Below are 13924 nucleotides of genomic sequence, written 5' to 3'. Positions count from 1 at the left end.
AACAAGCACAATCAAACTTATCAATCAGACGAAAGGGACTGACAATGAAACCGATCTATTGCAGACGCGCCGGATTGATGGTGCTCCTCGCCGCATCCACTTTCCTAGCCGGCAGCATCCAGGCAATCGCGCAATCGGCTGAAATCCCTCCAATGCTCGTAACGCCCGATATCGTCGAGACCAATATCGGCAAGTTCGAGTTCAAGGACGGCGTGCCGAGCAAGGACACCGCAGAGAGGCTCTACGACAACCTCGACTTCACCTATGCTTTCCGCGCGTTCATGGACAACATGCGAGGCGTCAGCATCGCCTCTCTGCGCAGGGGCATGATGAGTATTGGGATGAAGGACAACGAGGTTGTTGTTTTCGAACAGTTGATGGACGCCAAGTCGCTGTTCCTGACCGCGAACGCCGACACGATCTACGTCATGGGTTTCCTCGATCTCAGCAAGGGACCGGTGGTGATGGAGACACCGCCCAAGTTTCTTGGCGCGGTGCAGGACGCCTGGTTCCGCTGGGTGATCGACGTGGGCGCGCCAGGACCCGACCGCGGAGAGGGCGGCAAGTATCTGATCGTGGGGCCGGACTACACCGGAGAGTTGCCAACGGGAGGATTCTTTGTCGCGCGCGCCCGCACCAACACCATCCTGTGGTTCGGTCGGTCGTTCCTTGAAAATAACGATCCCAAGCCGGCGGTCGAGGTGATCAAGAAGTTCATGAAGGTGTACCCATACGAAGTCGGCGGTGTCGGCACTCCCGTCGCCGACTTCCTGGCCGGGAAAGTCAAGCTCGGGAAAGTCACCCCACCTCCGCCGACCGTGTTTCACAATGGAAGCGGCAAGGTCATGAACACCCTTCCGCCGAATGACTGGAGCTTTTACGAGACTCTCAACGAGATCGTGCAGAACGAGCCGGCCACCTCACTCGATCCGGAGCTGATGGGTCCGGTCGCCGCCATCGGCATCGTCAAGGGCAAGCCTTTCGCGCCAGACGAGCGGATGAAAAAGATCATGACCGATGCGCTCGCGGTCGCCAACGCGACTTCGCGCAGCCTCTTCATGAGTCCGCGCGATCCGAGCTGGTTCTATTATCCCGAACTCAGCCTGGATGAATTACTTGTTCCAAACCGGTTACGAGTTCGAGACGCCGATCCCTGAAATAACGCCTGAGGGCGTCAAGCCTCATCCAGCTACCGGCTACAGGACGATGGATGCGCGCTCCAATTTCTTCTACGGAGTTACGGGCATCACACCGGGCATGGCTATGCGCCTGACCGGCATCGGATCGCAGTATCTATTTGCCATGATGGATGCCGATAAGAACTACTTTGACGGCGCCAAGACCTACAAGGTGACGTTGCCGAAGGACATTCCGGAAGCGAACTTCTGGTCATTTACGCTCTACGACAACATGACCCGCTCGATGCTCGACACGCCGCAAGGCTACCCGCGCGCCGGCAGCCAGAGCTATCCATCGCCCGCTGCCGAGGCAGCGGCGGACGGCTCCACGACCATCTACTTCGGCCCGACCCAGCCCGACAGCGTGCCGCGCGGCAACTGGATCCAGACCGACCCGAAGAAAGGCTGGTTTACGCTTCTGCGCCTCTACAGCCCGCTTGAGTCGTTCTTCACCAAGGAGTGGCGGCCCAGCGAGATCGAACTGGTCAAATAGGACTGGCTTAAAATCGAACGGGCGGGCGTCGCCGACCAAACTGACGCCCGTCCCGCCGAATGTGCAAATGCATCATGACCGCCCCGCTCTGACCACTCTTGCCTTTGCAGGCAATCGGAATGTCCGGTGAATATTCGCTTGCTCCGGAGGCTGCTGCCCTCCTGGGCGAGGCGATTTGGCACGCCCCCCAAATCCGAACGTCTGCTTTCAGGAAGTCGCAAAACTGGTCATTACGGCTGCCATGCGGCGCTTTTCGGAACAGGGCTTTCTGGGACCGGAACCGGAAGTTCCGCTCCCGAGATGATGGGCCTAGAAGACCGAGCCCTCGCGTGATATCGCAGACTGCCTTGCTCCACTAACGGAGGATAGGAGCGTGTTCTTCGGCGGGACACCTCACACTCATGACCTGAGACCGTTGTCGCTTGATCGAAATGAGTGCACAGTGGCTTCATGAGTGTATCCGACGAGACGTTGGCCAAGATTGCTGATGAGGTGTTCGATACAATGGCCGGTCGGCATCAATGAGCATATCGGCCGCAAGCCCATCGCCGCTTTCGGCAATTCCGACGGCGATCTCGAAATGCTGAAATGGACGACCCTCGCCGAAGGCCTGCAGTTCGAACTGATCGTTCACCACACCGACGCCGAACGCGAATATGCCTACGACCGGAAGAGTGATTTCGGTCACCTGGAGAAGGCACTCGACGCCGCCGAGGTCAACAATTGGACGGTCGTGGACATGAAAAACGACTGGAAGAAGATATTTCCGGAATAATAGGAGGATGCCGATCCCTCCGTGCCAGCGGCGGCTAGGCAATTAACATGAACAATGTGACCCTCCCGCCTCGGTATGAACCACGCTGGGTGCCGGCGCTCGCCATAATTCTGGTGCTGGGGCTACTCGCGGCATTGCCGCACCATGTCCAGATCATGCCAGCGTGGGTTTCGTATGTCGTTGCGCTGGCGATCCTCGTGCCGATGGCGGCAGTCACGTTCTCCACCAGCAATGTCCTCTTCTGGCTGCGCGCCGAGAGGTCAGTAATAATTCTGTTTGCTTTGGCTTATGTCGCCAACACGACGCTGGAGCTTGCGGACATGATCGGCATCATCACGCTGCACCCGCCGGAAACGCGCGCGGTTTCCCTGCTTTCATCCTCGCTCGCGATCTGGGTCACCAACGTGTTAGCTTTCGCGTTGCTTTATTGGCAGATCGATCGCGGCGGCCCTGCCGCGAGGAAGAGTGGCGAAAACCTGCCAGACTGGCTCTTTCCGCAAGTCGCGACGCCGGATGTCGCTTTGCCGGACTGGCGGCCGCTGTTTCTCGATTACTTCTCTCTCGCCTACAATACAGCGACAGCTTTCAGTCCTACAGATGTCCTGCCGCTTAGCCGACGCGCCAAGATGCTGATGATCATCGAGAGCGGGATTTCGTTGCTGACCCTTGTCATCGTCGCAGCGCGTGCCGTGAATGTCCTCCCATAGAACGCGAACCTATGGCCATGCTATAGCGATCCGATGGTGTGGTCGGTAGGTAACAGGTGCGCTAACGCTGGCAGACACGAGGTCGCAAATGCCAAGTCTCGACGCCGATCAGATTTCGACCATGATCTCGCACGCGTTGGCGCCGTCGTTTCTGCTCACCGCAATCGCCGCTCTGTTGTCCATCCTGATAGCCCGCATGACGCGCATAACCGACCGGCTGCGTCGCCTGAACCAGATCGCCCACGACGACGAGGCGCGTGTCTGGCTGAAAGCAGACATTGCCAGGCTGAAGCGCCGAGAGTTCCTTCTCAATCAGTCGCTGCATCTCGTGGTGATGAGCGGTATTGCCATCACGGCACTTCTTCTTTTCGGTTTTGTGGCAAGTCTTCTTCGCTACAGGCACGAGCCGGGCGCAGGCGTGCTGTTCGTCGTGGCCTTGGTCCTGCTGGTAGGCTCACTGCTGCGTTTCCTTCAGGACATAAGAATTGCTTTGAGCGAGCATGACCATCATGATTGAACCTCACAGAGCCGGCCATTTGCTGGCGGCACTGGGCTTTTTACTTGTATTTGCCATCCCCGGGCACGTCTCGGCGGCGGAGGCAGGTCTTTCCACGGCCGATCCGCAGGTCGTCATTCACGATGGATTCGTAGACGAGAAAAAATGCGCGGCCTGCCACGCGGACCAGGCGGCCGCCTTCGCGAAGTCGAACCATGCGAAGGCGATGGCTGTCGCTGACGACAGCACGGTGCGTGGGAATTTCAACGGCGTCCGCTTCGAGCATGACGGCACACTGACGACCTTCTTCAGGCGCGGTAGCCAGTACTTCGTCCGAACCGAGGGGCTCGACGGCAAGGAGGGTGAGTTCCAGGTCAAATACACCTTCGCCTACGAGCCGCTGCAGCAATATCTCGTCCATATTGGCGCGGCAGGCTGCAGGCCCTCGATATCGCCTGGGACACGAACAAGCGGGAATGGTTCTGGCTTGGCGTAGGCACGCCGGCGAAACCCGGCACGACCTACCACTGGACCGGACCCTTCTATCGCTGGAACCGGACCTGCATCGACTGTCACTCCACCGATCCCCGTGGGAATGACTGCCATGCGGCGCATAGCCGCCGTGAGCTGAGGGCGTAGGGTGCCCGCTACCCGGCCGCCAGCCATTTGCGCGACTGGGCGAACACCTTGAAGGCCTTGGCGTCCATCGGACGGCCGAAGGCGTAGCCTTGCAGGATGTCGCAGCCCAATTCCTTCAGGATGCGCGCGTGTTCCATCGTTTCGACGCCTTCGGCCACCACTTCAATGCCGAGCGACTTGCCGATCTCGATGATTGACGACACCAGCCGCCGCTGCGCCTTTGAGTCGATGATCGGCGTGATCAACTGGCGGTCGATCTTCAGCCGGCGCGGCTGCAGCTTGAGCAGGCTGACGATCGAGGCGTGGCCGGTGCCGAAATCGTCGATCTCGATGTCGATGCCGAGTTCCTTGATCTGCTCGATGTTCCAGGAAACGAAGTCGTCGTTCTCGTCGAGGAAGATCGACTCCACCAGCTCGAACGACACGGTCCCTTCCTTGATGGCGAGCTCGCGCAAACCCTTGATCAGGTCCCGGTCCTCCAGGCGCCTGGCCGAGACGTTGACCGACACGCGCGGGATGTTGAGGTGCGACCAGCGCTCGAAATTCTCCAGCGCCTGTTTGAGGGTGGTGCGGTCGATCAGCGCCACGACATTGAGCTCTTCGGCCACCTTGAGATAGGCGGCGGGGGCGAGGATGCCGCGCCGCGGATGCTTCCAGCGCGACAACGCCTCGACGCCGACGATCTCGAGCGTCTTGGCGTCGAACTGCGGCTGGTAGTAAGCGATGAATTCGTTCCGTTCCAGCCCGCCCAGGATTTCATCGGCGGTCTGCTTGGTCCGAACGATCTCGCTCTGCAGCTCTTCGTTGAAGAATTCGTAGCGATTGCGGCCATGGCTTTTCGCCCGGTAAAGCGCGAGATCGGCATTGACGAGCAGCTGCTTGGCGTCGACGCCGCTATTGGCGGCAATGCCGATGCTGACGCCGAACCGGCACTGGTGGCCCTGGTAGGTGATCGGCTGGCGCATCTCCTCGATGATGCGGTCGGCGAGTTCGGCAAGCTTGTCGTCGCCGCGTCCATGGCTCACCACCACGAACTCGTCGCCGCCGATGCGCGCCACGAAATCGGCAGCCCCGGCGTTCGCGTTGATCACCTTCGAGGCATGCAACAGCATGGCATCGCCCGCTGCGTGGCCGAGCGTGTCGTTAATCTGCTTGAAGCGGTCGAGGTCGAGATGCAGCAGCGCCGTGCGCCGGCCGGCTTCGCCGCTCTCGGCCAGCATCTCGTCGAGATAGCGGCGATTGGGCAGGCCGGTCAGCGAATCGTGAAGCGCCACATGCTCGATGCGCGCCTTGGCGGCCTCCAGCTCGGCGTTCTTCGATTCCGACAGCTGCCGCTCGCGCACGAGGTTCTCGTTGAGCAGCACGTCGCTGGTCACGTCCCATTCGGCGCCGATCATCTTCGGCGTGCCGCCTGCGTCCTGGAAGAAGGTCGCGCGCGTGCGGACATGACGGATATGGCCGTCAGCATGGACGAGGCGGTATTGCGAGGAGTAGAGACCCTTGGTCGCCGCGGCCTGGTCGAAATCCTGCCGGGCACGCTCGATATCGTCGGGATGGATCGTCCCCGACCAGTCATCATAGGCGCGCGGCCTGCCGTCGGCGGGCCTGCCGTAGATCTCGTTGACGCGGTCGTCCCACACCAGTTCGTTGGTAGCGAGGTCGTGCTCCCACACGCCGATGCCCGACGCCTCCAGCGCCAGTTCCAGCCGCCCCGACAGGCGTCTCAGCTCGGCATAGTTTTCCTGCCTTTCGCCGAACAGCCGCCCGGCCACCAGGATCGGCAGCACCACCAGCGCGCCGGCGAGCGCCATGAGCGCCTGCAAGGTCCGCTCATTCTTCGGCCCCGCTGGCCAGCCGCCCTTGGGAATGGCCGAAATCCGCCAGGAGCCTGAAGGCAGCTGCACTTCGGCCGTCACGGGTTTGCCGGCGACGACATTGTCGCCGCCGAAGAAACGTTCGCCGCTCCCGCCCAGCGCATCCTTGCCGGTCAGCGCGACATCGATGTCGAGTTGGGGGTCGGTGAGACCGCTCGCCGTGTAGAGCCGCTCGACATCGACCACCGCCGAGACGATGCCCCAGAAGCGGTCGCCGCCGCCCGCCGTCGGCACGAAGACCGGGATGCGGCCTATGAAGCCGCGTCCGCCTTGCGCCAGGTCGACCGGACCGGCGAACACCAGCGTGCGCCCGTCGCGCGCCCGAAGCGCTGCCGTGCGCTGCGCCTCGTTCTTGCGGTAATCGAGCCCGATCGCCTTCTCGTTGCCTTCCATCGGGTACATCAGCGAGATGACGAGATCCGGCGCGCCGGCGATGTTGCGCAATTGCGATTTCTGCTCGAACAGGTTGCCGGCGAGCGCGGCAAATCTCTGCTGGCCCATATAGGGCTCGGTGACGATGGCCGATACCAGGCCGCGCACGAGCTGAAGATTGCCGTTAATGTTGCCCTCGAGCTTGGCGCGGATGATGTTGACCTTGGCCAGGACATCGGCGCGCGCCAGTTGATCGGAGACTTTTCTGTTCTGCTGGTCGGCAAACACGGCGCAGATCAGAAGCACGACGAAGGCTATCGCCGCCGGCAAGTTGGCGGCAGAAAAAACGGCCTGTCTCACGCGGCCGAGATTGAATCTCGTTCTGGCCAATTCGACCCGAATACCTTTCCTGGACAATAGCCCATTGGGCGAACCTAGTAGATAGTGCTTAAATTTAACCTTCCAGGCCGGCCGCAAGTTTCAGCATCGGGCCCATTGCTGTCGGCATTTCAGCCCGCAGACTGAATGTCGGCTCGCCTCGACGCAACGAAGCAAGAAGGGCGCCATTGCGTCTGACGTCGATACGACCAGGATGGCGAGCCTGCTGGTGGATTGCTGGGAGGGTGCGGCCCTTCGCAGCCGGCTTAAGAGAAGCCCGGCGCCCCTTGCCGCCATGCTGGATTTTATCTCCGCTCGGTCTGAGACGCGCCCGGCCGCTCGGCGCCACCGGTTCCACTCACCCGCCCTTCCGCCTCTCCACCTCCGCCTTGCGCAGCAGGAAGCGTTGGATCTTGCCGCTCGGTGTCTTCGGCAGCTCGGTTACAAAATCGACCTCGCGCGGATAGGCATGCGCCGAGAGCCGCTTCTTGACGTGTTGCGCCAGTTCCTCGGCGAGTTCGGTGCTGCCGCGATAGGCGGGCGCCAGCACCACGAAGGCCTTGACGATCTCGGTGCGCTGCGGATCGGGCACGCCGACGACTGCTGCCTCGTTGACCGCCGGATGTTCGATCAGTGCGCTTTCGACGTCGAACGGGCCGATGCGATAGCCGGCCGAGGTGATAACTTCGTCGGCCCGGCCAATGAAGCTCACCGAGCCATCCGGCTCGTATTCGACCGTGTCGCCGGTGCGGTAGTAGCCGCCTGATATCGCCGGCGTGTCGGCCTGGTGGTAGCCGTCGAACCAGAGCAGCGGCGACTTCGCGATGTCGACGGCGAGGATGCCGGGCTGGTTGGGGCCAAGCTCGCGGTCGGCTTCGTCCAGCACGACCATGCGATAGCCGGGCATGGCAAAGCCCGCCGAGCCCGGCCGCACGGCATGCGACAGGCCATGATGGTTGTTCACCATCATGCCGTTCTCGGTCTGGCCGTAATGGTCATGGATGGGTGCCGCGAGATGGGCGTCGAACCAGCGGATCACTTCAGGGTTGAGCGGCTCGCCCGCGCTGCTCGCCACGCGCAGGCAGCCCTTGATGCGGGCGGCCGCTTCCGCCCCTTCGGCCATCAGCAGCCGATAGGCGGTCGGCGAGCCGGCGATGCTGGTGACGCCGAGGCGTTCGACGATGTCGTAGGTGCTCCTGGCGTTGAAGGCACCTTCGTAGAAGGTCGTGGCGATGCCGAGCTGCAAGGGGCCGGTGATGGCGTAGAAGAGGCCGTAGGCCCAGCCGGGATCGGCGATGTTCCAGAACACATCGTCAGGCCTTAGCCCGATGGCGTCGCGCATATAGACGCCGAAGGCCATCAGCGCGTTGAGCGGCACCGGCACGCCCTTCGGCAGGCCCGTCGTGCCCGAGGTCGACATCATCATGAACAGGTCGTCGCCCTTGCGTAAGATTGGCGGGCAGTCGGGCGAGGCGGCGGCAATCGCCGCGCGAAAATCGATATCGCCTGCAGGCAAGGCCTCGCCGGCGCCAAGGATGGTAGCGACTTGCGGGCGCTTCTCTACCTCGTCGAGCTTGCCGCGATTGGCCGGGTTGGTCACCACCAGCCTGGCGCCGCTGTAACCCAGCCGATGTTCGATGGCCTTCGGGCCGAAGGCGGTGAACAGCGGCTGGTAGACTGCGCCGATACGCCAGGTGCCGAGGACGAGCGCCACCAGTTCGGGAATGCGCGGCAGCATGCCGGCGACGACATCACCGGGACGCACGCCCAGGTCCTTCAGCAGATTGCCGGCGCGGCCCGACATGTCGGCGAGATCGTCGAAGCTGAACTCGCTGAGATCGCCTGTGGCGGAGATCGCGCGCAGCGCCAGCCGGTCCTCGCCGGTATAGCGGCCGCAGCATTCGACATAGGCGTTGATGCCGGTCGCAAGGTCGCCGTGCAGCCGGGCGACTTCATCCTCGATGCGAAAGCGCTGAACGGCATCCTCATAGCGCGGCAAGCCGGCCGAAGCCTTGGTCATGGCAGTCCCCCCTCGGCGGCGCGCCTTTTCCCCATGGCGCGCCATCATCGGCCAGATTGCCTGAAATCGTGGCGGCGGTCGATTGTGGCGAACGTCGATTGCCGGAGCGAGGATTGGCCTCGCATGCGCCGGCCTGTACTATGGCCAGGTGAATGCAGGGGAGGGGGCTCGAGCGTGCGGCTGGATCGAAAACTCTGCGATTTGAGGATTTGGGCCTGCATCGCCGTCATGGCGCTTTGGCCGTGCATGGCGTCGGCCGACACCATTGCGCCCGAGCGCATCGCTGCCGCCCTGTCGAAGCTGGAAGCGCTCGCCGAAGCCGCCGTCGCCGACGGTGCCGTGCCCGGTCTCGCCATCGGGGTCGTGCATGGCGACGAAGTGATCTTCCTCAAAGGTTTCGGCCATCGCGAGGCCGGCAAGCCTGAGGCCGTCGACGCCGAAACGGTGTTCCAGATCGCCTCGCTCTCCAAGCCGGTCTCCGCCACCGTCGTGGCGGCGCTGGTCAGTGACGGGATCGTGTCCTGGGATTCGAAGATCGCCGATCTCGATCCGGCCTTCCGGCTGGCCGATCCCTATCCGACCAGCCAACTTACCGTCCGCGACCTGTTTGCGCACCGCAGCGGGCTTCCCGGCACCGCCGGAGACGACCTCGAGGACATCGGCTACGACCGCGCCGAGATCCTGCATCGTCTGCGGTTCGTGCCGCCATCGTCGAGCTTTCGTGCCGGCTACTCCTACAGCAATTTCGGACTGACCGAGGGTGCCATTGCTGCCGCCAATCCGACAGGCAAGCCCTGGGAGGACGTCGCCGAGGAAAAACTCTACCGTCCGCTTGGCATGGCCTCGACCAGCTCCCGGCATTCCGACTTCGTCAGGCACGCCAATCGCGCCGCGCTCCACGTCAAGGTCGATGGCGCCTGGGCCGCGAAGATAAAGCGCGAACCGGATGCGCAGGCGCCCGCGGGCGGGGTCAGTTCCACCGCACGCGATCTCTCGCAATGGGCGCGCCTCATACTCGGCAACGGGGTCTTTGCCGGCAAGACGCTGATTGCCGCCGATGCACTGGACCAGACGCATGTGCCGCTGATGACGCGTGGCAAGAACCCCGTCTCCGGCGGCGAGAGTTTCTACGGCCTTGGCTGGAATGTCGAATTCGGCCGCCACGGTCTGAGCTGGGGCCATGCGGGCGCCTTCAGCGTCGGCGCACGCACCCTGGTGACGATCTTCCCCAAGGAGAAGCTTGGCATCGTCATCATCGCCAACGCCTTTCCGACAGGCGTGCCGGAGGGGCTGTCCGACAGCTTCGCCGATCTCGTCTTCGACGGCACGATCGAGAAGGATTGGGTCAAAGCATGGGACGGGATCTATGCCGGTATGTTCGGTCCGGCGGTCGAAGCGGCCAAGGCCGCCTATGCAACGCCGCCATCTCCGGCACGGCCGGCCGCGCCGGCCAGCGCCTATGCCGGTCGCTACGCCAACGACTTCATCGGCGACGCGGTCGTGTCGAGTGCGGGAGACGGCCTTGTGCTCAAGGTCGGCCCGGCCGGCGCCCGGTCCTATTCATTGACGCATTTCGACGGCGACCTGTTCCTGACCTTCCCCGATGCCGAGACGCCGGACAGGCCCACCGGTGTAAGCTTTGCCGTCGGCCCCGACGGCAAGGCGTCGGCCATGACCGTAGAATTTCTCGACGACAACCATCTCGGCACGCTGCGGCGCGTCGGCGACTAGAATGGCCGGTAGACAGCAACGCGAGCGTCCGGTCAGGGCAGCGAGCGGCGCGACCGAATTTGCCACGGCTGCGCACCTTGCCGGTGCCGATCCCGGCAGCGACGCGCAGTATTTACGCTAACGTGGGAGAAGTAGAGAGATCTTGACCCGAGGCGCGAAAAAGCAACGCAAATACAGCTGATTGGTTATGACGTATGTATTCTCGCAGATGTGGTATTGGTCGTCTGGAGAGTCCTGCACGCGGTCCTTTGGGATGATGAAATTATGCGGCAAATAAATGTAACCACCGTCAATCCTGGACCGCACCGAAGACCGAGGTATGGCGCGGCAATCAGAACCACCGCAGCACTTGAATTTCGTCAGTGGGTCAATCCTGTCTTCGTACCAATCATGGGCGCTAGCACCCGTTGCTGCGGCGATACACATTGCCGTGAAGATGAACCGTCGCATGACATTCCTCAAATATTGGGCAGGCGCTGCTGGTTCGGGCGTCTATGTATATTAGCATCCCGCTAAAAATACCATTGGTCTCCAACGACCAACGCAGCTCCCGCAAGCGAGGCTCGCAGCTGAAACGCCGCATTGGGTCTCAATCCAGTCATCCATCGTGCGTGCCATTGACGACGGGAACAGGTCGAACCGGTCGTTGGGAGTGATTGGGTTTTGACCCTGGAGCGGCGGACTTTCGCGACCGGCTCGTTCCCGGCTCAGGATGCCTGGCCGTAGTGGAGCAATTTGAAGCAATCGCCGCTGCCTGACTTCGATTGCGCCAGCAGAGGTTCGGATCGGTCGATCCATTCCTGGTGCGATCTGGCATCGGCTTCGATCGCATCGGCCGGTACAAGGCTGACGAAGCCGCTCCCCTTGCTGAACAGCCAGCAGGCGCGGCCGAGATGTCTCCTGCTGCGCTGGCGCAGGAGGTCGGCATCGTAGAAGATGTCGAGCACCTCCTGCTTGATCTTGCGCTGCTTTTCAGGATTGGCGACCGCAGCCTCGACCGGCTCGCCGCCGATCGCATCCAGCAAATCCTTGTAGTCGAGGGCGAGCTGGGTGGTGGCATATTTGATGTCGTTCTCGTCCCGCACGATGTTGAACCACAGCCTCGGATCGAGCTCGTTGACGACGAACGAGGTTTCGAAATCGCGCGACAGGTTGAGGGTCTCGAACGCCTGAACGTCGACGTCGCGCTCGACCAGAAGGATCTCGGCGACCTGCTTGCCGAGTTCCGCACCTTGGGCGCTGACCGCGGCGTTCGTTCCCCCAAGGTCCGGACTGACATAGGCCCCGCCCTTGTCCAGCAGTGCGTCGAATTCGCCAAGCGATGCGACGACAGGGGCGCCGCGGGCAATGCGCGCCGCCAGTTTGGCCATCACCTGCTGCAGCTCCGTCTCGCGTCTTTTCTGGTCCTGATAATTCTGCTGGAAGAAGAAGATGAACAGGGACACGCCGATGCCGATCAGGATGACGCCGAGCTGCGAAAAGATGTTGCGATAATATTCCAGCAGCTTTTCGCGATGCCGCACGTCGTCGCGCACACTGTGCGCCACGCGAAGATTGACGATCAGCGACAGAATCAGCAGCCCGGCACCGACCAGGATGAGGCCGCCGATGAGGAGGTAGCCATGGCCCGTGCCGAAATCCATTCGCCTGCCCTGAACCCCAGGCTGCGCAGATTAATGCCATTTTGCTTAAATACCTATGGGCGCGTGGGGCATCGCAACATCTGACCTTCCTACTGCCGCGCTTGGCAGAGAGACGATCGGGAGCCTGGGCCAGCGCGCCGTGCAAGAAGCTGTTTCCAAGGACGAAAACGGCGCCGCTGGCGCCGCCTAGGGTTGCTGCTCATACGCTGCGAGTGCCTTGGCGACGCCGGCAACGAGATGTTCGACATCGCTCGCATGTTCGAAGGCGATCCCGGTTTGCGCAAACTCCAGCGGCGAATAGTCAGGCGCTATCCGCTTGACCTCTGCCATGATGCGCTGGGCTTCCCCGAGATTGCCGAGTTGGGCGTGGCACCCCGCCAGCCTTGTCAGTCGCCAGGGGGTCTTCGGGGGGACCTTGGACATGCTGACAAGCGCGGCCTTGTAATCTCCAACTGAGTATTGCGCGATGGCGCGATCATAGTGGTACCAGTCTGGATGGATCGGGTTGATCCGTATCGCACTGTCAACCGCCGCGAGTGCTTCAAGAGGCCTGCCTCTCATTGTGAGCAAGAACCCCATTTGCGCAATCGTATCGGCGTCATATGGATTGAGGTCGAGCGCGCGTTGTAGGTGATGTTCAGCCGCATCGAACCGACGGGCGGAGATGAAAGCCTGGGCGAGTACGCGATGGCAGCGTGGCTCTTCCGGCGCCAGGGTCACCGCACACTCCGCGCGGTCGATCACCGAACCAAGCAACGCCGGGGATGCCTCGGCATAACCACCGATAATGAGATCGGCGAGCGCGATGTAGGCATGCGCCAAGGCATAGGTCGGGTCCTTTTCGACCGCAGCCTGGAAGAGACCGCGCGCAGCCTGATTGTCATCATCACCATAACCGCGCAGCCGGGCCAGTCCACGCAGGAGAAGCTCGTATGCGGCCAGGCTTTCGGGAGGCTTTGGGCTTGCCTGCTTGAGATCTGCATCGTCGAGCCGAGCGACCAGCCGGTTCACCACACGGCGGGCGATTTCTTCCTGCATGTCGAAGATCTGGCCGCCAGACGCGGAAAAGGTATCGCTCCAGAGGACTTCACCCGTCGAGGCAGTAATGAGACTGACGGTGACCCGCATGCCGTCTGCCCGGGTCGTCGCCCTGCCGCGGACCAGGTAGGTTGCGCCAAGGCTGTCGCCAACGGCACGCCAATCGGACGCGGAATCCGAGACAAAGGCAAATCCGGAATTGCGCGCCAGCACGACGACCGTTCCGAAGCGAGCCAACGCATTGACAATGTCCTCGGCGAAACCGTCGACCAAGGGGGTGTCTTCCGGCGCACCTTCATTGCTGAAACGCAGCACCGCAACGCGCGGCTGTCCGGCGCGCTCCTGCTTTGGCGCGTCGGGGGGAGAGAAGACGTAGCCGCGCTTGGCGACCGTGCGGATAATGGTTTGGCTTTCGTCCTGCAGCGCCTTTCGCAACTCCCTGACCGCCTGCGTCAGTGAATCCTCGGTCACAAAGACATCGGGCCACACCGCTGACATCAGTTCAGACTTGGTCGCGACACGCCCGACATTCCTGCTGAGGTAGGTCAACAGGTCAAACGCCTTGGAGCGCAGTGCGACA

Annotated in this window: 7 protein-coding genes and 3 pseudogenes; 6 read left to right on the top strand and 4 right to left on the bottom strand. The window is 62.2% G+C overall.

Annotation, left to right across the window (positions count from 1 at the left end; translation table 11 throughout):
- Positions 1-77: 77 nt before the first annotated feature.
- From AC1RUK_RS16675 to AC1RUK_RS16655, 5 genes and pseudogenes are all read left to right on the top strand, one after another.
- Positions 78-1671 (top strand): annotated as a pseudogene (locus AC1RUK_RS16675) (DUF1254 domain-containing protein).
- A gap of 508 nt (positions 1672-2179) precedes the next feature.
- Positions 2180-2446 (top strand): annotated as a pseudogene (locus AC1RUK_RS16670) (haloacid dehalogenase-like hydrolase); the annotation flags it as partial.
- 47 nt (positions 2447-2493) lie between these two features.
- Positions 2494-3153: a hypothetical protein gene (locus AC1RUK_RS16665; protein ID WP_481834743.1), complete on the top strand. Its 660-nt coding sequence runs from the start codon at positions 2494-2496 to the stop codon at positions 3151-3153.
- A gap of 88 nt (positions 3154-3241) precedes the next feature.
- Entirely contained in the window at positions 3242-3670 is a 429-nt protein-coding gene (locus tag AC1RUK_RS16660; protein WP_481834744.1) for a DUF2721 domain-containing protein, read from the top strand.
- A pseudogene (locus tag AC1RUK_RS16655) lies at positions 3663-4240 on the top strand (multiheme c-type cytochrome); the annotation flags it as partial. The gene AC1RUK_RS16660 and the pseudogene AC1RUK_RS16655, both read left to right, overlap by 8 nt.
- 56 nt (positions 4241-4296) lie before the next feature.
- Here AC1RUK_RS16655 and AC1RUK_RS16650 read toward each other — a convergent pair.
- Both AC1RUK_RS16650 and AC1RUK_RS16645 read right to left on the bottom strand, forming a co-directional pair.
- Positions 4297-6894: a bifunctional diguanylate cyclase/phosphodiesterase gene (locus tag AC1RUK_RS16650; protein ID WP_481834745.1), complete on the bottom strand. Its 2598-nt coding sequence runs from the start codon at positions 6892-6894 to the stop codon at positions 4297-4299.
- A gap of 376 nt (positions 6895-7270) precedes the next feature.
- A complete protein-coding gene (locus tag AC1RUK_RS16645; RefSeq protein WP_481834746.1) occupies positions 7271-8932 on the bottom strand; it encodes an acyl-CoA synthetase in 1662 nt (553 codons plus the stop codon).
- A 228-nt stretch (positions 8933-9160) separates the two neighbouring features.
- Between AC1RUK_RS16645 and AC1RUK_RS16640 the strand changes: the two genes are divergently transcribed.
- Complete coding sequence (locus tag AC1RUK_RS16640) at positions 9161-10663, top strand: serine hydrolase (protein ID WP_481834747.1); 1503 nt, start codon at positions 9161-9163, stop codon at positions 10661-10663.
- Positions 10664-11370: 707 nt separating this feature from the next.
- Here AC1RUK_RS16640 and AC1RUK_RS16635 read toward each other — a convergent pair.
- Together AC1RUK_RS16635 and AC1RUK_RS16630 are read right to left on the bottom strand one after the other, a co-directional pair.
- Entirely contained in the window at positions 11371-12306 is a 936-nt protein-coding gene (locus AC1RUK_RS16635; protein ID WP_481834748.1) for a hypothetical protein, read from the bottom strand.
- Positions 12307-12492: 186 nt separating this feature from the next.
- Positions 12493-13893: a winged helix-turn-helix domain-containing tetratricopeptide repeat protein gene (locus AC1RUK_RS16630; protein WP_481834749.1), complete on the bottom strand. Its 1401-nt coding sequence runs from the start codon at positions 13891-13893 to the stop codon at positions 12493-12495.
- Positions 13894-13924: the final 31 nt, after the last annotated feature.

Source organism: Mesorhizobium monacense (genome assembly GCF_056781675.1).
This window is presented reverse-complemented; position numbering and strand designations above follow the sequence as displayed.